The organism is Frankia sp. AgB1.9, from assembly GCF_016786355.1.
In the GTDB taxonomy this organism is placed as follows: domain Bacteria; phylum Actinomycetota; class Actinomycetes; order Frankiales; family Frankiaceae; genus Pseudofrankia.
Map to the genome: position 1 here is coordinate 42,608 of NZ_JADWYX010000033.1, position 21,625 is coordinate 64,232.

The 21,625-nt window shown below is 70.0% G+C and carries 22 protein-coding genes; 13 read left to right on the plus strand and 9 right to left on the minus strand.

Features of this window, described 5'->3' with window-relative positions:
- Window positions 1-21: 21 nt before the first annotated feature.
- Entirely contained in the window at window positions 22-585 is a 564-nt protein-coding gene (locus tag I6A60_RS15275) for a dihydrofolate reductase family protein (RefSeq protein WP_203023149.1), read from the minus strand.
- Window positions 586-855: 270 nt separating this feature from the next.
- On the opposite strand from I6A60_RS15275, the gene I6A60_RS15280 reads away from it, so the two are divergent.
- Genes I6A60_RS15280 through I6A60_RS15295 form a run of 4 tightly spaced genes read left to right on the plus strand, consistent with a single transcriptional unit; the run spans window position 856 to window position 4,768 of the window.
- Complete coding sequence (locus tag I6A60_RS15280) at window positions 856-1,389, plus strand: hypothetical protein (protein WP_203023148.1); 534 nt, start codon at window positions 856-858, stop codon at window positions 1,387-1,389.
- Between the two features lie 43 nt (window positions 1,390-1,432).
- Window positions 1,433-2,446 carry a hypothetical protein gene (locus I6A60_RS15285; RefSeq protein WP_203023147.1) on the plus strand — a complete coding sequence of 338 codons (1,014 nt, stop codon included), beginning with the start codon at window positions 1,433-1,435 and terminating at the stop codon, window positions 2,444-2,446.
- A gap of 20 nt (window positions 2,447-2,466) precedes the next feature.
- Window positions 2,467-3,801: a Dyp-type peroxidase gene (locus I6A60_RS15290; RefSeq protein ID WP_203023146.1), complete on the plus strand. Its 1,335-nt coding sequence runs from the start codon at window positions 2,467-2,469 to the stop codon at window positions 3,799-3,801.
- A 58-nt stretch (window positions 3,802-3,859) separates the two neighbouring features.
- Window positions 3,860-4,768 carry a bile acid:sodium symporter family protein gene (locus I6A60_RS15295; RefSeq protein ID WP_203023145.1) on the plus strand — a complete coding sequence of 303 codons (909 nt, stop codon included), beginning with the start codon at window positions 3,860-3,862 and terminating at the stop codon, window positions 4,766-4,768.
- On the opposite strand, the gene I6A60_RS15300 is transcribed toward I6A60_RS15295, so the two are convergent.
- Window positions 4,679-5,491: a helix-turn-helix domain-containing protein gene (locus I6A60_RS15300; RefSeq protein WP_203023144.1), complete on the minus strand. Its 813-nt coding sequence runs from the start codon at window positions 5,489-5,491 to the stop codon at window positions 4,679-4,681. The genes I6A60_RS15295 and I6A60_RS15300 overlap by 90 nt on opposite strands.
- 214 nt (window positions 5,492-5,705) lie before the next feature.
- Between I6A60_RS15300 and I6A60_RS15305 the strand changes: the two genes are divergently transcribed.
- The 3 genes from I6A60_RS15305 to I6A60_RS15315 all read left to right on the plus strand — a co-directional run bounded on the left by I6A60_RS15305 (window position 5,706) and on the right by I6A60_RS15315 (window position 7,531).
- Window positions 5,706-6,551, plus strand: coding sequence for a class I SAM-dependent methyltransferase (locus tag I6A60_RS15305; protein WP_203042279.1), 846 nt, complete (start codon window positions 5,706-5,708; stop codon window positions 6,549-6,551).
- Between the two features lie 63 nt (window positions 6,552-6,614).
- Complete coding sequence (locus tag I6A60_RS15310; protein WP_203024759.1) at window positions 6,615-6,968, plus strand: hypothetical protein; 354 nt, start codon at window positions 6,615-6,617, stop codon at window positions 6,966-6,968.
- Window positions 6,965-7,531 carry a DUF5698 domain-containing protein gene (locus I6A60_RS15315; protein ID WP_203024758.1) on the plus strand — a complete coding sequence of 189 codons (567 nt, stop codon included), beginning with the start codon at window positions 6,965-6,967 and terminating at the stop codon, window positions 7,529-7,531. The genes I6A60_RS15310 and I6A60_RS15315 overlap by 4 nt, the downstream gene beginning before the upstream one ends.
- A gap of 55 nt (window positions 7,532-7,586) precedes the next feature.
- Here the strand turns inward: I6A60_RS15315 and I6A60_RS15320 are convergent, their stop codons facing one another.
- Window positions 7,587-8,267: a TetR/AcrR family transcriptional regulator gene (locus I6A60_RS15320; protein ID WP_203024757.1), complete on the minus strand. Its 681-nt coding sequence runs from the start codon at window positions 8,265-8,267 to the stop codon at window positions 7,587-7,589.
- 60 nt (window positions 8,268-8,327) lie between these two features.
- On the opposite strand from I6A60_RS15320, the gene I6A60_RS15325 reads away from it, so the two are divergent.
- Window positions 8,328-9,770: an MFS transporter gene (locus I6A60_RS15325; RefSeq protein ID WP_238435493.1), complete on the plus strand. Its 1,443-nt coding sequence runs from the start codon at window positions 8,328-8,330 to the stop codon at window positions 9,768-9,770.
- Window positions 9,771-9,849: 79 nt separating this feature from the next.
- Window positions 9,850-10,689 carry a DNA-formamidopyrimidine glycosylase family protein gene (locus tag I6A60_RS15330; protein ID WP_203024756.1) on the plus strand — a complete coding sequence of 280 codons (840 nt, stop codon included), beginning with the start codon at window positions 9,850-9,852 and terminating at the stop codon, window positions 10,687-10,689.
- A gap of 38 nt (window positions 10,690-10,727) precedes the next feature.
- On the opposite strand, the gene I6A60_RS44020 is transcribed toward I6A60_RS15330, so the two are convergent.
- The 4 genes from I6A60_RS44020 to I6A60_RS15350 form a co-directional block, all read right to left on the minus strand.
- Window positions 10,728-12,083, minus strand: coding sequence for an OmpA family protein (locus I6A60_RS44020; protein ID WP_374113360.1), 1,356 nt, complete (start codon window positions 12,081-12,083; stop codon window positions 10,728-10,730).
- A 152-nt stretch (window positions 12,084-12,235) separates the two neighbouring features.
- Complete coding sequence (locus I6A60_RS15340; protein WP_307873693.1) at window positions 12,236-12,985, minus strand: hemerythrin domain-containing protein; 750 nt, start codon at window positions 12,983-12,985, stop codon at window positions 12,236-12,238.
- A gap of 105 nt (window positions 12,986-13,090) precedes the next feature.
- Window positions 13,091-13,558, minus strand: coding sequence for a hypothetical protein (locus tag I6A60_RS15345; protein ID WP_203024754.1), 468 nt, complete (start codon window positions 13,556-13,558; stop codon window positions 13,091-13,093).
- Window positions 13,559-13,787: 229 nt separating this feature from the next.
- Entirely contained in the window at window positions 13,788-14,126 is a 339-nt protein-coding gene (locus I6A60_RS15350; protein ID WP_203024753.1) for a hypothetical protein, read from the minus strand.
- A gap of 90 nt (window positions 14,127-14,216) precedes the next feature.
- Here I6A60_RS15350 and I6A60_RS15355 point away from each other — a divergent pair, with 90 nt between their 5' ends.
- Window positions 14,217-14,831, plus strand: coding sequence for a TetR/AcrR family transcriptional regulator (locus tag I6A60_RS15355; RefSeq protein ID WP_203024752.1), 615 nt, complete (start codon window positions 14,217-14,219; stop codon window positions 14,829-14,831).
- A gap of 68 nt (window positions 14,832-14,899) precedes the next feature.
- Here I6A60_RS15355 and I6A60_RS15360 read toward each other — a convergent pair whose 3' ends face one another.
- Window positions 14,900-15,586 (minus strand): helix-turn-helix domain-containing protein, encoded by a 687-nt coding sequence (locus tag I6A60_RS15360; protein WP_203024751.1) that lies wholly within the window; start codon window positions 15,584-15,586, stop codon window positions 14,900-14,902.
- 54 nt (window positions 15,587-15,640) lie between these two features.
- On the opposite strand from I6A60_RS15360, the gene I6A60_RS15365 reads away from it, so the two are divergent.
- The 3 genes from I6A60_RS15365 (at window position 15,641) to I6A60_RS15375 (ending at window position 18,379) form a co-directional block, all read left to right on the plus strand.
- Window positions 15,641-16,990, plus strand: a complete 1,350-nt coding sequence (locus I6A60_RS15365; RefSeq protein ID WP_203024750.1) for a 4Fe-4S binding protein — start codon at window positions 15,641-15,643, stop codon at window positions 16,988-16,990.
- Window positions 16,991-17,144: 154 nt separating this feature from the next.
- Window positions 17,145-17,825 (plus strand): class I SAM-dependent methyltransferase, encoded by a 681-nt coding sequence (locus I6A60_RS15370; RefSeq protein WP_307873694.1) that lies wholly within the window; start codon window positions 17,145-17,147, stop codon window positions 17,823-17,825.
- 71 nt (window positions 17,826-17,896) lie between these two features.
- A complete protein-coding gene (locus tag I6A60_RS15375) occupies window positions 17,897-18,379 on the plus strand; it encodes a potassium channel family protein (protein ID WP_203024748.1) in 483 nt (160 codons plus the stop codon).
- A gap of 143 nt (window positions 18,380-18,522) precedes the next feature.
- On the opposite strand, the gene I6A60_RS15380 is transcribed toward I6A60_RS15375, so the two are convergent.
- On the minus strand, window positions 18,523-20,169 hold the full coding sequence (locus I6A60_RS15380; protein WP_203024747.1) for a GMC oxidoreductase: 1,647 nt from the start codon (window positions 20,167-20,169) through the stop codon (window positions 18,523-18,525).
- Between the last annotated feature and the right edge of the window lie 1,456 nt (window positions 20,170-21,625).

Below are 21,625 nucleotides of genomic sequence, written 5' to 3' on the forward strand. Positions count from 1 at the left end.
CATCCAGCCGCGAAGGCGCGGCTAACGGACGACGTCGAGGATCTGCTTCTGGATGCCGTTGGGGTAGGCCTCGGACTCGACGAGCTTGAGCATGGTCTTGTCCTTGTCGGCCGCGCTGAACAGCCGCTGGCCGGCGCCGAGGAGCACGGGGAACACCAGCAGGTGGTAGCGGTCGACCAGCCCGGTGTCGGCCAGGCTCTTTCCCAGAGTGGCGCTGCCGTGGACGGCGATCGGGCCGCCCTCGGTCTCCTTCAGCGCGGCCACCTCGTCGACGGACCGCAGGATCGTCGCGGGCCAGCGCGCGTCGTCCTCGGTGAGGGTGGTGGAGACGACGTAGCGCGGCATCGCGTTGTAGCCGGCGAACTCGGTCATGGTGGGCCAGACGGGGGCGAACGCCTCGTAGCTGGCGCGTCCCAGCAGCAGCGCGGTGGTCTCCTCCTGCTCCCGGCCCTTGATCTCGTAGGCGGCGGGGTCGAAGTCGATGTCCTTGAAGGTCCAGCCGGTGTTCCGGTAGCCGGACTCGCCGCCTGGTGCCTCCATGACGCCGTCGACGGAAACGAAGGCGGTCACGATCAGTGTGCGCATCGGGGTTCTCCTCTGCTCGTCGTCCAGGATGTCCCCATCGTGTCGCCGACAAAAAAATTTGTCAAGGAGGCGCAGACTGTCGGCAAGAGTCGGCAGAGTAGTCGATCGTGTGCTGTGGGTCCCGAGCAGCAGAAGTCGAACCGCCGGCGCAGGCCCGTGCGGTCTCATGCTCGGAGCGCGGGCGGGCGGGGCGACGTGCCCGACGGGCGGGCCACCGCGTCGCGTGTGAGTATGCAGTGGTTTTCTGTGCGTGGCGGCAGAGGAGCCCAGATGGAGATAAGGCCGCAGGCGGTCGCCATTCCCAAGGAAACCGACCAGCTGGAGCAGGGGAAATACGGCCCCATCTTCCCGAAGACGCCGGCATGCTACGGGTTCACCATCATCGCCAGGGTAAAGCCCGGCCGGGCCGAGGCGATACGAGCGCACGGCCGCACCCTCGCCGGCGCACTCGCCGGAAATCCTCATCTTCTCGCGCCGCTGAAGCTCCACTACCTACGCTGGGTGCTCTTCGACGACGACACGCGTTTCATGTACCAGGGAATCTTCGACACCGACTTCGACAAGTACACCGAGGACGCGGTCGCGCTTTTCAGCAGGGCAGGAGTGGATACGACCTTCGAGAACCTCGAAGGATTCCCCGAGGACTGGCGGACGAACCCCGAGGCCTTCGTTCGTTTCGTGCGCGCACACCACTGCCCGAGCTTCATCGAGTACGGCGAGTACCCGTACGTGACGGCCGACGAGATCAAGAAGGCGCTGCGGGTCAAGAGCGCGCTGTCCGAGATGCTCGACCAGATGCAGTGATCCTCTCCACTGTCGCCTCAGGACAGGCCTATCGGAGACCGCGATGAGCGAACCGCGCACGGCCCGCACCTACAACCAGAACCATGCCCGCCGCGCCTACGCTCCAGGCCGGCGACGGGTCAGTATCTACGTGTCGTGGAGCTACCCGGCCGAGGCGGGCCGGAACCCAACCGAACTCGACAACCGTTTTTCCACGATGACCGAGGTCCGGCGGGTGGCGTGGCCGGCCTACGAGGAACCGCGGTGGTCGGACCCATTCCAGTTCCAGCAGGGCATCGCGGGGGCGCTGGAGCTGTTCTTCTGGGCCTGGGTGCCCTTCCAGGAATATGTGAAGGAGGTCACCGGGTATGCCGTGCCGCTGTATCAGCGGGTCGATCACGCGGGATTCCGGACCGTGCTGGACGAGCGCGTGCTGGCGGACACCGACACCCTTTTCGTGTTCGGGCTGGACCACACGGTCACCGGGCAGGAGGCCGAGCAGGGGGAGATCGCGGCGCTGCGACATTTCCTGAGCCGCGAGGACGCCTGCCTGATCCTCGGACCCCACCACGACGTCGGCGCCTCCGACGACCTCGCCGTGCGGGACATCGAGTACCGCCATCACGGGGATCTCCTGGTTCCCCGCCAACAGCGGTTCGCCGGCTACGTCCGAAGCCTGATGCGAGGTCTCGGGGTGCCCGTCGAGAACCGCTACGGGCTTCGCCCCGCCGTCCGCGACGGCAAGCAGCCCGCCCCGTTGTCCACGGCCCGGGACCTCGACCCCAAGGGATGGCTGGACGGCGTGAGCCACTTCAATTTCCACCAGCATCTGCCGCACTACGCCGTCACGACCGACCAGCCGGGCGTCGTCCACGTCCTGGCCAGCCAGCCGATCGACACGAGGCAGCCGCATCCGTTCATCGAGGCCGGTGCGACCGAGTTCAACACGTTCCTGTGGATGCCACCGGCCGGCGATCGGGCCGGGGATGTGCTGCTGGCCGATTCCACAGTCTTCAGCTCGTTGTTCGGCGGCGACGAAAGCCTACGTCGCTTCTGGCGCAACCTCGTCTCCGCGTAACGGCGAGAGGAGCGGAGACGATGAGCGGAAAAACGCCGATCGCACTGCAACTCGACGACATTCAACGCGCGGTCCTCAGCCCCCGGCCGACCCCCTACGCGGCGACCTACCTCGCTTTCCGGGTCGACGACCCGGCGCACGGCCGGGAACTCATGCGCCGCGCGAGCGCGGTGGTCACCTCGGCCGCCGAGCCGGTCAGCCCCCTCGGGAGTACCTGGGTCAGCGTCGCGCTGACCTGCCACGGGCTGCGGGCGCTCGGCGTTCCGGAACCCGCGCTGGAAACCTTTGCCTGGGAGTTCCGCCAGGGCATGGCCGCCCGGGCCAAGGCGCTCGGCGACGTCGGGGAGAGCGGCCCCGAGAACTGGGATGCCCCGCTGGGCACGTCCGCCGTCCATGTCGTGCTCCTGGCGGTCGCGCCGGACGCCACCCAGCTGGAGGCGGCCATCGACCGCGCCCGGCCCGCCTACGAACAACTGGCCGGCGTCACCGCGATCTGGCGACAGGACTGTCACACCCTGCCCACCGAGGTGGAGCATTTCGGCTATCGCGACGGCATCAGCCAGCCCGGCATCGAGGGCAGCGGCATCGCCGGGTCGAACCCACTGCAGGAGCCGTCGAAAGCCGGCGAGTTCGTGCTCGGCTATCCCGACGAGCTCGGCGGCGTCCAGTCCCCGCAGCCAGCCGAGCTCGGACACAACGGCAGCTATGTCGCCATCCGCAAACTTCACCAACGGGTCGGCGCGTTCCGCCGCTACCTGCGCGACAACGCCACCAGCCCCGACGACGAGGAGCTCCTGGCCGCGAAGATCATGGGCCGGTGGCGAAGCGGCGCTCCTCTCGCGCTCAGCCCGCACCACGACGACCCCGCCCTCGGCGCCGACCCGGACCGCCGCAACGCCTTCCTTTACCAGCGCGATGATCCCGCGGGATTCACCACTCCCGGCGGCTGCCACATCCGCCGGGCAAATCCTCGCGACGCCACGGTGGCCGGCGAGCCACGGCTGCACCGCATGATCAGGCGCGGCGGTGTCTACGGCCCACCGCTACCGGACGGAGTCCTCGAGGACGACGGGACCGACCGCGGCCTGATGTTCACGTTCGTCGGCGCCCATCTGGGGCGCCAGTTCGAGTTCGTCCAGACCCAGTGGATGAACGACGGTGTCTTCTTCGGCGCGAACGACGCCCGTGACCCCGTCACCGGAAACCACGACGGCACCGGCACCGGCACGATCCCCCGACGACCAGTGCGCCGACGCCTGTCCGGGCTGCCTCGGTTCGTCGTGACCCGCGGCGGCGAGTACTGCTTCCTACCAGGCCTGAACGCACTGCGCTGGCTGGGCGACCTGACCGACTGACAGCGCGGCACGCGGCCCGCCACTCCGCGACCGCCGCGCCACCCGGGTGGGGAGCCTCATGGACGCCCTGCATCTGCTCTTCAATGCCATCACAGTGGTCTTCATCGCTGCGACCATGTTCGCCGCCGGTCTCGGGGCCACCGTGCCGGCGCTGCGCGCCATCGTCACCGACATTCCGCTGCTGCTACTGGCCCTGCTCGCCAACATGATCATCGTTCCGCTGCTCGGCTGGGGCATCGGTGAGCTGCTCGGCCTCCCAGAGGCGCCGTTCATCGCGCTCGTCCTGGTCAGCTCCTCCCCGGGCGGACCGTTCGGGGCGAAACTCGCCATGGTCCAGGCCGGTGACGTCCCCGCGGGCGCGGCAACCCAGGTGCTGCTCGCCACGGCCGGCAGCCTCACCTTCGCGCCGACCGTCAACATCATCCTCACGACCGCCGACCTCGGCACCGGCGTCTCCCTCGACGTCCGCACGCTGGTCCGGACGGTCGCTCTCCTACAGCTCGTCCCGTTCGCGGTCGGCCTGCTACTGCGCCAGTACGCGACCTCCACGGCGCGGTCCTGGCACCCCACGGCCACCATGATCTCGAACGTGACGTTTCTGCTCGTCCTGGTCGGCATGCTGGTCGGCAACTGGCAGGACGTCGTCGCGCTGCTCGGCTCACGCACCCTGCTCGCCGGGTTCGTCCTCTCGGCCGCCGCGTTCGCCGCCGGCACGCTGCTGGCCACTGGTCCGCCCGCGCGCCGAACCACCCTCGGAGGCGTCACCGCCGTTCGCAACGCAGGGCCGGCCCTGGCCGCGATCGGCCTCGCCTTCCACAACGAACCCGCCATACTCGGCGGGCTCGCCGCCGTCCTGCTCAGCGGCCTCGCCGCGGCCCTACCAATCGCCGCCGTGCTTCACGGCCGGCGAACCACCGCCACCGCCGCCAACCGGCACTCCCACGACGGTCCCCAGCCCGGTGCGTGACCGCTCTGCGACGTGATCGTCACGCTGGTCGCCGGTCCCACGGCGGCCGCCGCGCTCGAACCCGGCGGCGAAGAAGGCGGTGTCGAACCAGGTCGGGAAGTCGCGGGCCAGCGGGGCCGGGCCGTGCATCTCGGCGGAGCCGGCGTCGAGCAGAGCGCGGAACGGCGTGCGCCCGAGCAGCCATCGGTGCATCTCACGGGTGCTCGCGGTCACCCGCAGATGCACGTCCCCGCGTGGTTCCTCCGAGCAGACGGTCATCCCCGGGCGTTCGACGTCGAGCCAGCCCTCGGCGCTGCCGGGGCCGGTCAACGTGATGTGCACGAGGGTTCGCCGCGGTGGCAGCCGGTCGGCGACCGCGTGCTGGTGCAGGCGCCAGATCAGCGACAGCCCGTCGCAGTCCTCGTCCTCCGGGTCGTCGAAGACCCACTCGGCGGCCCACTGCCCCATCGCCCAGATGATCGGCGTGATCGACCAGCCGGCCTCGGTCAGCACGTACCGGCCAGGACGGCCGCGTTCGGCGGCCTCCCGGCGGACCAAACCGTGGCGTTCCAACGCGCGCAGGCGCTGTGCCAGCAGGGTACGACTCATCCGGGGCAGGCCACGGTGGATGTCGTTGAATCCCTCGGCGCCGACCATGAGCTCGCGGATCACCAGCGGCGTCCACCGGTCGCCGAGGATCTCCACGCCACGCGCGATGGGGCAGTAATCGGAGTGGATCGGCACCCGGCCATCGCATCACGCCAGGCCGGGCGTCTGGCCGCACAGTCGTCCACCGGACCTGACGGCCGAGCGACACCCCAAGTACAGGAACGCGACTAGTTGGCCGGCCTGCTCCCGGCGGAATGTCGTTTCAGGCCCAGTCAGGAACACGGCCAGCTCGCGGAACCACCAACCCGGCCCGAGCCAGCCCGAGCCGGCCCTACGAAGGAGATATGCGATGACCGTCAGCCCGACAACGACGTCCGGTCCGGATCTGGCCGCCGTGAAGGCGAAGCAGCAGAAGACCTGGTCCAGCGGCGACTACTCCGTGATCGGCAGCCGGATCGTGCTGCAGAGCGAGCTGCTGGTCGACGCCGCCGACCTGCGCCCCGGCTGGAGCGTGCTGGATGTCGCCTGCGGCGCCGGCAACGCGGCGATCGCCGCGGCCCGCTCCGACGCCCGGGTCATCGGCGTCGACTACGTGCCCGAGCTGCTGGCCCGGGCGCGCGAGCGGGCCGCGGCCGAGGCACTCGCGGTCGACTTCCAGACCGGCGACGCGGAGGCTCTCCCGTTCCCGGCGGAGTCGTTCGACGCCGTCCTCTCGGTCTTCGGGGCGATGTTCGCGCCCGACCACGCCCGGACCGCCGACGAGATGATCCGGGTGACCCGGCCCGGCGGCGTGATCGGCCTAGCCTCCTGGACGCCGGAGGGTTTCATCGGCGAGATGTTCCGGACGATCTCCAGCCACGTGCCGGCGCCGAAGGGCGTCGCGTCCCCGCTGCTGTGGGGCACCGCGGACCATCTGGCCGAGCTGTTCGGGCCCGCCGCCGCCGAGATCAGGTCGGTCGAGCGGACCTGCGTGTTCCGGTTCGCCTCGCCCGAGGACTTCGCCGGGACTTTCCGCGCCTGGTACGGCCCGACTCTCAAGGCGTTCGAGGCGCTCGACGACGCCGGCCGGACCGCGCTCGCCGCCGACCTGGCCGGCCTCGCCCGCCGGTGGAGCCGCAACCCCGACGGCCAGACCGTCGCGCTGCCCTCCACCTACCTGGAAACGATCATCACGCTGCGCAGCGCCGACGCCTGAGGCGCCGGCTGGACGGGCGGCCCCCACGCGGGGCCGCCCGAACGACCTCATCGAAGGACCATCATGTTTCCCCTGCACACCGAGATCGCCCTGCGCCTGGCCCATGAGCATGCCGCCGAGGAGCGGCGGCGGGCCGCGCGCCACCGACTCGCCCGCGAGGCCCGGGTCGGACCGGGCCGGCTCGCGGCCCTGGCCGGCATCCTGCGCCAGCGAAGCGGTCGACAGCCGGCCGACGAGACGCCACGGCCCCGGACCGAGTCGGTCCTGGAGCAGACACCGCCAGGCGCCGGAACGGCTGGCCCGGTGACCCCGTCGTACCCCGCCGACCACCTCATGATCCAGCCGATCGGGCGGCCGAGAACCCCGTCGGTCCCGAGCGCCGAGGCCGGTGCCCAGCGGCTGGAGTCCAGGCCATGACCGGCGCGTTGCGGCCGCTCGTCATCATGGTGCTGGTGGTCACCGAGGTCGGCCTGTGGCAATGGCGGGTGATCCTCACCGGCCGCGGCGCCAAGGGTTTCCCGACCGTGCTGGGAGTCGTCGGCGCCATCCTGCAGATCACCGCCATCGCGCAGGTCGTCGCCTATGTCCGGGACCCCCTGACGGTCGCCGCCTACGCCCTCGGGGTCGGCGGCGGCGTCCTGATCGGGGTGATCGTCGGGACCCGGTTCACCCCGGAGGCGGTCAGCGTCAACGTCCTCACCCGCCAGCCCCGGCTCGACGGTCAGCTCCAGGACCGAGGCTGGCCGGTGACGTCGTACGAAGGTCACTCCGCGACCGGCAACGTGCATCTCCTGCAGATCGTGGTCGATCCTCGATCCTGCGGCGCACTGCTCGCCGACGTCACCGAACTGGCCCCGCAGGCGTTCTGGACCACGGAAAAGGTCCAGTCCGGCCCTAGCCGCCCCCGCCCGGCCGAGCGTTTCAGCACCCGGCCGACCCCCCGGCGACGTCTCACGACCGTCACCGTCGGCCAGGCCTAGGGCGAAAACAGCGATCCTGCTGGGCCGGGGGTGACCGGCGCCAGGTGCGGGCCGGTCACTCTCCGGGACGGGGGGTGGCGGTCAGGCCCTCGATGAGGGTGTCGATCGCCCAGGTGCGGCGGGCCTCGTGGTCTCCGCCCACCAGGGCGGCGGCGCCGAGCCTGCTGAGGATGGGGTGGCGCCGGCTGTCGGCGCCGGCGAACTCCGCCGTCAGGTCGTCGAGCTGCTGGCCCTGGTCCGGTTCGGCCCGGGTGCCGAACTCGGCGGCCATCGCGGTGGCCTGCTGCAGCAGGATGTCGACGCCCCAGGCGGCCCTGGGTTCCGGCACGCCGCCGGCGACGAGCAGCCTGATGACGAGCTCGACGAGGTCGAGGTAGTGCGGTCCTCTCGGCCAGGTGGTGACAGCGGACCGCGCGAGACCGGGCTGGCTCATCAACAGGTCGACGTAGTCGATGAGCACCGTTCGTAGTCGTACCCGCCAGTCGTCTCGCCCGTCCCAGGAGACGTCCAGATCGGCGAGAAGCCGGCCCAGCAGCAGCGAATACAGCTCGGTGTTGCCGGCCACGTAGACGTAAAGCGATGCCGGCCCGGTGTCGAGATCGGCGGCCAGCCGGCGCAGCGTCAGCTTCTCGAAGCCATCGCGCTCCAGCACCTTCATCGCGGCGTCCACGATCCCGTCCCGGGTCAGCGCGGGCTTGGCGGGACGCTCGCGGCGGCTGCGGGGGGTGCCTGGCATGACGTCATCCTAGCGGGAACGAACTTGTTCGTAACGAACATGTTCGTTACTCTCGAACCCATGACCGATCTCGCCTCCCCCGCCGTTCCGGCCACCCCCGCCGTTCCGACCGCCTTGACCGCCGCGCGGCACCGCGTCTGGCCGATCCTTCTCGTCGTCCTGCTCGCCGACGCCCTCGACCTGATCGACGCGACGATCACCAACGTGGCTGCGCCCTCGATCGTGCGCGACCTCGGCGGCGGGTCCGCCCTGGTGAAATGGCTCGGCGCCTCCTACGCGCTAGCCCTCGGCTCACTGCTCGTGCTGGGGGGCCGCCTCGGTGACCGGCTCGGGCAGCGCCGGATGCTCCTCGTCGGCATGGCCGGCTTCGTCGTGGCGTCGGCGGTCGCGGGCCTCGCGCTCGACCCGGCGATGCTGGTCGTCGCGCGCGCCGGCCAAGGGGCCTTCGGGGCACTGCTGATCCCACAGGGAATGGCGATCATGACGAAGACCTTCCCGCGCGACACCCTCGCCAAGGCATTCGGCGCGTTCGGCCCGATGCTCGGGATCTTCGCGGTAGGCGGTCCGATCCTCGCTGGCTTCCTCATCGACGCCAACCTGTTCGGACTGGGCTGGCGGTCCATGTTCCTGATCAACATCGTGCTGGGCGGCGCTGGCCTCATCCTGGCGGCGCGGGTGCTGCCACACCTGGAGCCCGACCCGTCGGCCCGCATCGACCTGCTCGGAGCGCTCCTGCTGGTCATCGCGATGTTCGGAGTGCTGTACGGCCTGATCACCGGCTCGTCGGACGGCTGGCACACGATCCCGATCGCGTCACTCTCGGTGGGCCTCTGCCTTTTCGGAGCCTTCGCGGTCCGCCAGGCGACCACGGCCGAACCGCTCATCAAGCCCACGCTGTTCCGCAGCCGCGGCTTCGTCTCCGGGCTCGTCGTCGGCCTGCTCGTCTTCGCCGCGTTCAACGGCCTGATGTACGTGATCTCGCTCTTCTTCCAGCTCGGCCTGGGCTACTCCCCCAGCCGGACCTCACTGGCCCTCCTGCCGCTGACCATCGGGATCATCATCGCCGCCGGCTCCTGCATGGCCCTGATCACCAGACTCGGACGAACCCTTGTCCTCGCCGGACTGCTGCTCACCGCCGCCGGAGCAGCCCTCATGCTGTGGGTGGTCGCCTCCGCCGGGCTCAATGCCACCTGGTGGCAGCTCGCCCTGGCCACCCTCGTGATCGGCCTCGGCGCCGGGACCTGCTTCAGTTCGATCTTCGATACGGCCCTCGGCGACATCGACCACGACGAGGCCGGCGCAGCCAGCGGGTCGATCAGCGCGGTCCAGCAGCTGGCGGCCGGCATCGGATCGGCGACCGTCACCTCGATCTACTTCGCCGCGGTGGCCACCGGCCAGACCCACGCGGTCATCCGCGGCGTCGCGGTCGTCCTCGGGCTGTGCGTCGTCTGCCTCGCCGCTGTTCCCCTTCTCCCCCGCAAAGCCGCGGCGCTGGAGCACTGAGCCGAGACCACCGGGGGCCGTGGTTCGTTCGGCCGGCCGGGTAAGAATCGGAAGACGGAATCGTTCGAGGGAGCCGCCGGTGCCTGAAGGAGACACCGTCCTGCAGGCAGCCCGCCGGCTGCACCACGCGCTGGCCGGTCAGGTCCTGTCCGTCAGCGACTTCCGGGTGCCGCGGTACGCGACCGCCGACCTGGCGGGCAGCACGGTGCTCGAGGTGGTGCCTCGCGGCAAGCACCTGCTGATGCGTTGTTCCGGCGGCATCACGGTGCATTCCCACCTCCGGATGGAAGGCTCCTGGCGCACCTTTGCCGCCGGCGAGCCCTGGCGTGGCGGTCCCGGCTGGCAGATCCGGGTGGTGCTCGGCAATGTCCGGCACGTCGCGGTCGGCTATCGGCTGCCCGTGCTCGACATCCTGCGGACCGGGGACGAATCGAAGGTCGTGGGCCAGCTCGGCCCTGACGTGCTCGGTCCGGACTGGGACCTCGCCCGGGTGACGGCCAACGCGCTGGCCCATCCGGAACGAGAAATCGGCTCGGTCCTGCTGGATCAGACCGTGCTGGCGGGCCTCGGAAACGTCTATCGGATCGAGGCGTGTTTCATCGCGGGAGTCTCACCGTGGACCCGGGTCGGCGACGTTCCCGAACTCGACACCTTCGTCGATCGAGCCCGCCAGCTGATCGTGCTCAACGCGGAACGATCCGTGCGGGTGACGACCGGGTCGGCCCGGCCGGGCGAGCAGCTCTGGGTGTACGGCCGTGGCCGCCGGCCGTGCCGTCGGTGCGGTACGGCCATTCGGGTGGCCGAGCAGGCTCCATCCGACGCGCCCGAGGAAGGCCGCGTCACCTATTGGTGTCCGCGCTGCCAACGCGGGCCCGCCCCGGTGGGCTCGGCGAGCTATTCGTCGAGGCCACGCGGGTAGGCGCAATCCTCTCGGTGCGGGCCGCAAGCACGCCTTCGTCAGCCGGATGCCACTCGCGCCGGAAGCGCCCTGGCGTAGCCGCCGACCACGACGTCGACCGATTTCTCGTTCGCGGGCAGCGGTCCGAACAAAGCCCACTGGACGAGGGTGCCGCCGGCGGGAACAGTGTCGGCGCCGGTGCCGTTGGCGAGCAGTCCCCACCAGGACGGCGTGAACGCGCAGGGCCGCAGCCGGCCGCCGGTTTCCGTCGCGAGACTCAGCTCGCCGCCGTCGTCGGCGCGGATGCCGTCCGGGCCGATGCGGTTCGGGTCGTTGTAGTAGCCCAGATCCTTGTCGGCGGTGCCGGAGTTGTGAATCGCGACCTGGGCGAGGGTGAATCCGGAACGGGCCGTGACGCTTTGCACCGCGGGGGCGAGCGGGGACCCGTCGAGTGAGACATTGGGCGCCTCACTGGCGGGTGGCGGCTGCGACGTGTCGCCCGCCGCGGCGTCGACCGTCAGCTCGACCCGCCGGTTCTGCGCGCGGCCGTCGGGGTTGTCGCTGCCGTCCTGATGGGTGTTGGGCGCGACCGGACTGGTCTCGCCGAAGCCCACGGCCTGGTAGGTGAAGTCCGGGCCGAGCGTCGCGGATATCGCCTGTTGCACGGCGGACGACCGTGCCTGCGACAGTTTCTGGTTGTCGGCGTCGGTGCCGATGGAGTCGGTGTATCCGGCGATCGTGACGGTGCCGGCGGTGGCCGTGATCTGGTGAGCCAGCGCGTCGATCGCGTGGGCCGCGGACGGGGACAGGGCGGAGCTGCCGAAGGCGAACAGGACGTCGCTGGGCAGGCGGAACGACGTCTGGGCTGGGGCGGCCGCGGCCGGGTCTGTTTCGGTCGCGCAGACCAGCGGCGCGACCGGTGGGTCCAGCTCATCCGGCGGCGCGCTCGGAACGTGTAGGACGGGGTCGTCCTTGAGCACCACCGAACCCTGGGCCTGGATCGGCACCTCGACCGGGGTGAATCCGTCGACCAGCACCAGCATCGAGGTGGCCTCGGTCGGCGGGGCCGGAAAGACCAGGGTGACCGTCTCGGTCTGGCCGGCCGCGATGTCCTTCTCCGTGGTCGCGCTCGCGCGGGGCTCGTCAGGACCGGAGCCGTCGATTTCCGGGTTGGCCTGTGGGGTGCGCTGGGTGGCATATCCAGTGCCGCGCGGCAGGTCGACGAGGAACGCGATCACATGGGTGAGTGGATCCGTGCCGAGGTCGGCTGGGCTGATGCTCTCCGTGCCCTGATTGGCGAACTCGAACTGCAACGCGAGGTCGGTCGTACCAAGCCGGACCAGCCGCAGGTCGCGCGCGGCGACCCGCACCCCGGTGGACACCGAGGCGTCCTGCGCGGCCGTGTGCGGTGGCACGGCGCGGATGGGTGTCGGCCCAGCTGTCGACGTCGCGGCCCGTGCGGGCGGCCCTACGCCGCTACCTGCGTCGGAACCAGCGCATCCCGCCGACGCGAGAGCAAGCAGCGCGACGACTGTCGCGACGACGCCCCTTCGACTGGGGGTGGCCCTCACCGGGTGCCTCGGCTCGCCAGGGCCACGTCGATTCCCGCCCGCTGGTGCGCGGTCTCGCGCCGATGCCTGGGCTTTCCGACCAGGCGGTAGAGGACGCGCACGGGCGGCGGGAGGTGGCCGAGGAATACCCGCGCCTCGTCGGGGCTGGCCTCCTCCAGAATGTGGGCGAGAAAGACCAGTGAGCGTGACCGGGGCATCGACGCCATGCCGCGCCGGCCGAGCTCGGCCCATTCCGGCGGGCTCAGCCGTTCGGCCGCGACCGGAAGCAGCTGTTCTTCCTCTTCGGCCAGGTGGGCGGCGAGCTGGGACGAGATCTCGTCGAAGAGCGCCGCCAGCTCGACGGTGGCGCTCGTCGTCGGTGCCTGTGCCCACGCGGGCAGGGCCAGTTCGACGGCGTCCAGCAGGGCGCTGATCTGGGCGTGGTCAGTTTCCATGCGCCGCAGCGGGCCGGCCTGAGATGGGGCGCGCTCGTGCAGCTTTGGCCAGAGCAGCTCGTCCTCGCCCTGGTGGTGATGGTGCAGTGCCGACACCATCTCACGGGCGTGGTCGTGCACAATCCGTACCCGCCGACCGTCGTCGGCGAAGACGCCGGTGACCATTCTCGGTAGCAGGCCGAACTCGCGCCTGAAAGCACGATGCACGACCACCATATCATGAGTGTTGACCGCCATTTTGCGTCTCTTTTCTGGGATTCCCGGGCAGAGTGACACCGAGCCATCGGAGGGCCTCATGGTCGGGTTTTTCATGATCGCCGTTTAAGCCCTGGGGTGGTCGTAGAAACGCGCCCGTCACGACCATTCCGGGGCCAAAACCGCGATCAAGGCGATGGGCCGACCTTGGCGGTCACGGCGCTAGCCCACGTCGCAATGCTGCTGGAGATAGTTCGACACGTTCACGAGCCGGGCTTCGGTCGCGGGCGAATCGACCTCCTCGAGGGTGGCGGGGTCAGGTGTGGCGCCGAGAAGGGCGTGTTCGAGCTTGACGAACAGGGTGAAGTCGGGCGCGATCTCCGCTGGCGCGCGCGCCGCCAGCGCGTCCAGATCCGGAAGCAGCGAGGGGTCGATCCCCGCCGACCCGTCACTGAGGTTGAGCTTCTGCTCGAGGCCGATTTTTCGAGCGCCGGCGCAGAACTCCGCGACGCTGCCGTCGACGGAAACAGGAGCGGAATCGGTGGACGACAGACCGCCCAGGGCCGATGTCGGGGTGCCTGGCCCGGCCGAGGAATAGCCCGAATCCCGCACCGTCGTTGACGACGAGCCGCCGCAGGCGGCTAGGGACACGCAGAGCGCCGCCGCGACAATGATGTGACGCGCCTTCATGACGGTGAATCTCCCTTCTCAAGAGAAAAGAATGGACACGGCCTTCGACTGGCGCCCGCCCGCCGGCCATCGCGATAGGTCGGAACAACTGCGGTGCACCAGCCGAGCGATGCCCTGGATGAACCGAGGCGTGTAGGCCTGTTCAGTGGAAAATACTATCGCAGATATAGTATTGCCATGACAGTATTTAGGTGTCGGCCACCGGACTCAGCCGGCAGCCGCGGGGAGGTCAGTCGCCGCTGAGCGACCGGAGCACGCGGACCTCGACGGAGTCGGTGCGCACGCCCGCCGCGGCGGTCTGCTGCTGAACTCCCAGGCGGGAGCGCCACGCCGCGGCCGCTTCCGCGGAGGAGAACGGGATGATCACCATCACCTGGCCGGCCTCCTCGTCCTCGATCAGGACGATGGGGTCGCCGCCACCGGCGGCCCGGCGGGCCGGCGTGCTTGCCGAGAAGTTCTCGAACCACGGCGGGATGTCGGCCACGGTCTGGCGGACCACGAGGTAGCTGGGCGAGTCCCCCGGGTTCGGGGTGGCGGGCCGGTGGCCGACGGTGGCGGATGCGCTCATGACTTGTCGTCTCCAGGGATTGGGGGTCAGTCAGGACCGGATCCAAGATGGCACACGTGTGTCATGATGGCAAACGTGTAGCATTTTGGCATGGCAGCTGAGAGCCCCGCCCTGTCCAACCAGCGGCGTCGCACCCGGGCGGCGCTGCTCCAAGCCGCCGGCCGCCTGCTCACCCAGGGCGTCACGCCGACCGTCGCGCAGGTCGCCGACGAGGCCCTGGTCAGCCGGCGGACGGCCTACCGCTACTTCCCGACCGCCGACCAGCTGCTCGCCGACGCGGCGCTGGAGCTGACGGCCGGCGAGATCACCAGCCGGATCACCGCGACCGACCCGCTCGACCGCGTCGACGAGCTCGTCTCCACGGTCAACGAGATGACGCTTCGCAACGAGCAGTCGCTGCGCACCCTCGTGCGGACCACGCTCGACGCGCCGCGAGACGCCGACGGTCCGCGCCGTGGCCTACGCCGCATGGCGTGGATCGAACAGGTTCTCGAGCCCGTGCGGGCCCAGCTGTCGCCGACGGCGTTTCGGCGAGTCACGGCGGCGCTGGCACTGACGGTCGGCATCGAGGCACGGCTCTCGCTGGTCGACGTCGCCGGGCTGACCGACGGCGAGGCCGACCTGGTCAGCCGCTGGGTGGCGCGGATCATCGTCGCGGCGGCGCTCGCCGATCCCGGCGACGCCACGCTGGCACGGGAATCCTGAAGGTCAGCAATCCCGAAGGTCAGCAATCCTGAAGGTCAGGGAACCCCAAGGTCAGGGATCCGGACGGGTCAGGGGGCCGCGACCGGCGGCAGCCGGGGGAAGGCGGCGATGGCGTCGAGGAACCTGCCGATCTCCCGGTCGCTGCCCTGGACGCGGACGCCTGGATGACCGACGGTGCGCGCCGGATGGAGGGTGGCGAAGTAGGCGGCCAGGTCCCGCCTGTCGCCGATCAGCTCGACATCCGGGTTCGGGCCCGCGCCGCTCGTCAGCGTCCAGCGACCGTCCCGCCCGGTGATGGTGTAGACGTCGTCGTGGTCGAGCGTCCGAAAGACCCAGCTGACCGGGCCCACATCGAGCGCCCAGCGGTCCAGGAACAGGCGCACGCCGTTGAGCAGGTGCTCCGGATGGGCCGGTTCACCGGGCGCGGGAGGCGCGGCGAGATGGCGCAGACCCCAGAGCGACAGTTCCTCCAGCGCGGGCGCGAGGTCCAGCCCGACCGGCGTGAGGCTGTACCAGACCTCGCGGCGGCCAGGCTCCCGGTCGACCAGGACGAGGCCGTCCGACTCAAGATCGCGCAGTCGTTGCGTCAGGGTCCGCGGGGTGATGCCGCCGAGCCGGTCCATCAGGTCGGTGAAGCGCTTAGGGCCGGTCAGCAGGTCACGCACGACGAGCAGGGCCCAGCGATCCCCCAACCGCTCGAGGGCCTTCGCGAGCATGCAGAAGTGCGCGTATCCGGAGCGCGGCGTGGTCGGCACTCGTCGAGTCTAATCCTGTCGTGAAGATACTATCTTTATGATACTTTTCTCGGCATGGCGAACAAGACTCGACGGATCTTCCGAGGCACTCACGAAGCCGAGAACGCCCGGCGGGCGTACGAGGCCTCGTTGACCGTCCAGCGGCCGCGCGGCCGGGTCGGGGCCGAATGGCTGCGCGAGCTGTGCCTGCGCGCCGGCGCCGACGACGTCGGTTTCGTCGACGTCGACCGGGCCGGCCTGGGCGGGGAGTCCGCCAACGCCCGCCGGCTCTTCCCCGCCACCAAGGCACTGATCTGCCTGGTCGGGATCTCCAACCGGGACGCGATCCGGTCGACCTCGCGCGCGACGGCGAACAACGCCTGGCACCGCACCGGGGAGAAGCTCGAAGGCGCGGCGGCGACCATCTGCACGCTCCTGGCCGAGGCCGGTGTCCGCGCGGTGTCGACCAACATCGGCTTCCCGATGGACGTGCAGGCCCCACCCGGCGAGGTCACCTGGGGCATCGCGCAGAAGGTCGTGGCCGTCGAGGCGGGCATGGGCCATATGGGCATCAACCGCAACGTCATCCATCCGAAGTTCGGGAACTTCCTGCTGCTCGACACGGTCCTGATCGACGCCGAGATCGACGCCTACAACCAGCCGCTGGACTACAACCCATGCCTGGGCTGCAATCTCTGTGTCGCGGCCTGCCCGGTCGGGGCGATCAGCAACGTCGGCGAGTTCGACTTCTTCGCCTGCCTCGGGCACAACTACCGTGAGTTCCCGTTCAGCGCCGCCGACTGGGTCGAGGCCGTGGCCGCCGGCGACGCGAGCGCCTACCGCGCGAAGTTCCGGGACGACGAGACCCAGTCGATGCTGCAGTCCCTGGCGTTCGAGCCGGCCTACAAGTCCGCCTACTGCATGGCGGTCTGCCCGGCCGGCGAAGACGTGATCGGCCCCTACCTCGCCGACAAGGCGCGCTTTCGCAACGACGTCCTGCTTCCGCTTCGCGGGCGCCCCGAACCGGTCTACGTGCAGTCAGGCACCCACGCGGAGCTGACGGCCACGCGCAACCCCGTCAAACGGGTGCGTTACCTCGACTTCAAGCCTGACGTCTCGACCGTCGCCAACTTCGCCCTCGGGCTGCGACACATGTTCACCGCGAACGCCACGCGGCCGGAAAAGCTCCGAGTCGCGTTCCACTTCCCTGACGGGACGCTGCTGGCCAGCCTCGACAAGGGGAAGCTCACGACGGGGCCGCTCGACAACGCACCCGTCGACGCGACCGTGGTCTGCGACGCGCCTGACTACATCAGGATCCTGCACAGCCCGATCGCGGGCCGTCCCGAGTACACCGCTCCGAAGAGCTACCTCGTCACCGGCGACCCGGCAGCGCTCCAGGGCCTGCTCGCCTGCCTCGACTGACCCGTCGGCCACGACGAGTTGGACGACCGGCTCCGCGCCGACCGCCCCGCCTGCGTCTCACGCCCGCGGCCTCGTCCTTCGGCGGTCGTGTTGCGGGTTGCCGGATAGCAAACAGGACTGGTGAGTCAGGTGCGTTATGGGCAACGATGGCCCGGTGACCGACGACATCGTGGCAGCACCGCCTGCTTCTCCCCTGCTCCTGGCCACCGGCCGGTACGCCGGTGATCCAGAGGTGGCGGCCAACTGGGATCAGCGGTACGCCGAGCGGGAGCAGCTCTGGAGCGGCCAGGCCAACGGCGCGCTGGTGGCCGAGGTCGCCGGGCTCACGCCGGGGCGGGTGCTGGACGTCGGCTGCGGCGAGGGCGCGGACGCGGTGTGGCTCGCGGGCCGCGGCTGGGACGTGACCGCCCTCGAGGTCTCGGGTGTCGCGCTGGCCCGGGCGGCCCGGCACGCGACCGACGCCGGTGTCACCGTGCGCTGGGTGCACGCCGAGCTGGCCCACGCGACGCTGACGCCCGCGTCCTTCGACCTGGTCTCCGCCCAGTACCCGGCCTTGTCGCGCACGCCTGACGCCGCGGCCGAGCGGGCGTTGCTCGCCGCGGTCGCTCCCGGCGGCGTGCTGCTGCTCGTGCACCACGCCGGCATGGAGAACCAGCATCGGCACGACGACGGCTTCGACCCGGCCGACTACGTCTGGCCCGCCATGGTCGCCGCCCTCCTCGACGAGGACTGGACGGTGGAGCTCCACGAGGAGCGGCCACGCATCGCCCCGGACGGCGGCGCAGGCGCGCATCATGCCGACGACGAGGTTCTCCGCGCCCGCCGCCTGCGCTGAGCCACCGCCGCACGCGGCGAGAGGCAAGATGGCCGGGAGCCAGCGCCCAGACCGACGGGAGGGGGACGAGGATGCAGGTCCTGAAAAGGATCCTGCGGCGCTACTCGTCCCAACCGCTGTCGGCGCGGCGGGCGATGCGGGTCATGGTCGCCGCCACCACCCTGACGGTCCTGGTCGGCGGGGTCGCCATCCGGCTCCTTGACGCGCGAAGCTTCCCCAACATCGGGGTTGGCATGTGGTGGGCGCTGCAGACCGTGACGACGGTCGGCTACGGAGACGTGGTGCCGAGGACGGCGGTGGGCCGGTTCATCGGTTCGCTGATCATGCTGGAGTCGATCGCGTTCCTCGCCATCGTGACTGCCTGGGTCACGTCCAGCTTCGTCCGGCGCGCTCAGGTCGAACGAGCACCGGCGGCGACCCTCACCCACCTCACGGCCGGCGAGGAACCGCCGAGCCCGGACACCGCCGCCCTGCTCCGAACGATCGACGCCCGACTGCGCCGCATCGAGCGTGCCCTCGACGCGGGCGCCGACGAGCCTCCCCCACCCGTCTAACCGGGCCAGCCGGCTGTCCGAGCTCCGGCGTGGGACGTCACCGGCTCCACCGAGTCCCGCCTCAGGTCGTCCGTGCGCACCTTTGGACGACCTGAGGTGGGACTGGGCCTCTCCGCGTGGCCTGCCTCGTCGAGCCGGATTGGTTAGAAGACGGGTCCGATGTCCTGGGTGACGATTCGGGCCATGCTGTGTTCGGCGAGGGCGGCGATGGTCATGGAGGGGTTGCAGGCGCCGGTGGAGCCGGGGATGCGGGCGCCGTCGAGGACGTAGAGGCCGCGTTGGCCCAGGACACGGCCGTAGAGGTCGACCGCCGAGCCCATCGGGACGCCGCCCAACGCGTGCCAGGTCGAGTTCTGGCTGGCATTGGTGTCGATCATGCTGCCGCCGCCGGCCTTGGCGAGGTTGTTCACCTTCGTGGCGATCAGCGACTGGAGGGCGGAGTCGGCACCGGTCGGCCAGGTCAGGACGGCGTCGTCCGTCGTCGCGTCGTAGGCCCAGGTTCCCGCTCCGGGGACGATGCCGAAGCCGACGACGGTCATCACGCGCTGGCCCTGGAGGGCGGCGGGCGGCGCGCCCGCATGGATGATTTTCAACGGGATCGGGCTGAGCGGGTCGCTTCCACCGACGCAGGCGGGGCCACCCTGGACGCTGCCCGGGTCCTGCGACATCCCGATCCACTCGTAGATGCGGTCGCCGTTGTTGCCCCACTGGGTGCCGATCGCGGCGGGCAGGTTCGGGATGAGTTGCTTGCCCTTGGCCTTGACGAGCAGCCGGGTCGTGCCCGGCGAGCCGGCGTTGAGGAACACGGCGTTCGCGGTGATCGTCTTGTGTTCCTGGACGTTGCCGGCGGTGTCGATGCGGTCGACGGACAGCGTCCACTTGCCAGCGGTCAGGGCGATGTCACGGACGATGTGCAGCGTCTGGACCGTCACCTTGCCGGTGGCCTCGGCGGCGGCGAGGTAGGTGACGTCGATCGAGTGTTTCCCGCCGTTGTTGACGCCGAAGGCGATGTCGCTGTTGGTGTAGGCCGCGTTGTACGTCCCGGCCAGCTCACCGCGCACGAAGCTCCAGTCGATCGGGAGCGGCACCTTGAAGTACTGCAGGCCGGCCTGCGGGGCGAAGTTCTGGAAGATCCTGGAGGAGGCGTACGGGCTGGTGGCGAGGATGTCGGCGGGGATGGTGGAGACCCCGAGCATCGACGCGACCGTCGGGTACCACTTCGAGTTCAGCTCGCTGTAGAGACCGGCCGCCAGCGGCATCGACCGCACGAACTCGGTCAGGCTCGGTTGCAGCGTCATCCCGTGGTACATGATCGATCCGCCGCCGACGCAGGCCCCGCAGTTGACGGTCATGTTGTTGCCGTTGATGACCTCGAGAACGCCCGTGTAGGGCGCCCAGAGCGGGACGGCCGGAGCGCCCGGCAGGGGTGCGTACGGCGACAGCCACGCCGACCGGTTGTCGAGGTTGGCCAGCGTCGCGAAGGTGTTCGAGTTCGGCCCGGTCGGCCACCGCAGGCCCCGCTCCAGCACCAACGTCGGGACGCCGGCCTGGCCGAGCCGCAGCGCCGTCACCCCACCGCCGAACCCCGTCCCGACCACTACGGCCCTGGCGGTCACCTGCGTCGTCGGCACCGTCGCCGCGCGCGCCGGCGTCGCGCTGCCCACCAGCCCGCCGAACGCGGCCACACCGGCGCCCGCCGCGGCCCCACCGATGAACTTCCGGCGGTTGAAGCCGCCCGGTGCCGCGGGCTCGGCCGGCTCGGATAACTCCGGAGTTACCTCATCGGACATGCTCTGCCTCCCACTCTCGTGCGTGGCGGTGTTCAGGTTCGCTGGGCCGGCACCATGCGCGCGGGTCCGTGCCACGAAGCGCGCGAAGTCCCGGACGGCGGCCGAAGACGAGTCGTGCGCGGCGGTCCACCCGCGTTCCGCGCATCCGAGAAGCACCTGAGCCGTCGGACTACCCGACGGTGCGCTCATCGGCGTTGATGCCTGGAGGCGCGCCCGAGCGCGTCGGCTCCGGCGACCGGCACGGCCAATTCCAGCCGGTGCGTCAGCCACCTGGCAGAGCGAACGTCTACGGCGCTTCCGACAAGACTGTCGGGCACCAGGGTCCCGTGTTCCTTTTTCGGTCCGGGACGTGGCGCGGCCGTCCGGCGTGAGGTGTGCCCAGCGACCTTCCGCCGTTATGGATAACACCCCTCCGACGACACGGTCAAGAGATGCGGACGCCGGTGGAAGCGCCCTTGTCGGACGCGTGGAGTGCCCAATGAGAATGTCGACGAGTCCACTATGTGAAAGCGATTATTTTCTTGCGGTCGCTCAGATCCTGGGCGTTCGCCCAGCCTGAGCGAACGCCCAAACATTGGGCGCCCGCCCAGCCCGCACACTCGTCAGGAGTCTGTGCATTCGCCCAAAATTAATGAGTGCCCACTCATATTTCGGCGGACACACCAGGACAAGAGGGACGTCAGCGAGGGGCGCCCGCCAGCCCGACAGCGACAGCGACCTGGGACTGGAGTTGAGCGCCCAGCCCAGATCCGCGCTGGTAGCGGCAGTGCGGCGCGCCACGTGGGAACCAAAGGCGAGGAGTCAACTTCAGAAGGTGATCGATCGCCGGCCCGTTGGGCGCGATCATCCGGCCCGCCCATGAGCGCTACGTCAGTAAGCACTTACTTGCGCCGGGATGCCCCTTCCCATACTGTCTGTCCTCACCGGGGGAAACGGTTGGCGGTGAGAGGTTTCGAGGGTCAGGAACTACGACGGCCACGGCGGGTTGTTTCCAGGAAGATTTCTGGGGCAGGCGCCTTTCACGTCGGATGGTCTATGACTCGCGGTGCCTACGTCGGGCCAGTCAACGCATTCGGCGCAGACACGGGGTGGCGTCTGGCGCCCACTAACTGACGCGGTTCGTCGGTCTTCTTGGCACTGATAACTTCATGACGCGATCCCGCCGCCAGAGCGATGTCTACTGGCGCGGGCGATCCGCGATTCGGGTTTTGTGGGCTGGCGCCCCACCCGTGAGTCCGCCGCCGCGACGGCGGATGACAGCACGCCGCGATCCGCGACATCAATCAATCACCTCGATCGACGTTCAGGTGGCGAGCACCGCGCCGGATGCCGCGCCCACCTCGGGCTGCCCGCGCATCCCTGATCTCCCGTCCGGCGCCCGCGTCGATGCGGCCGGTCGAGAACTCGATGACCTGCCGGATCGCCGCTGCCATCGCTCGTTTCCAGCCGGCACGAC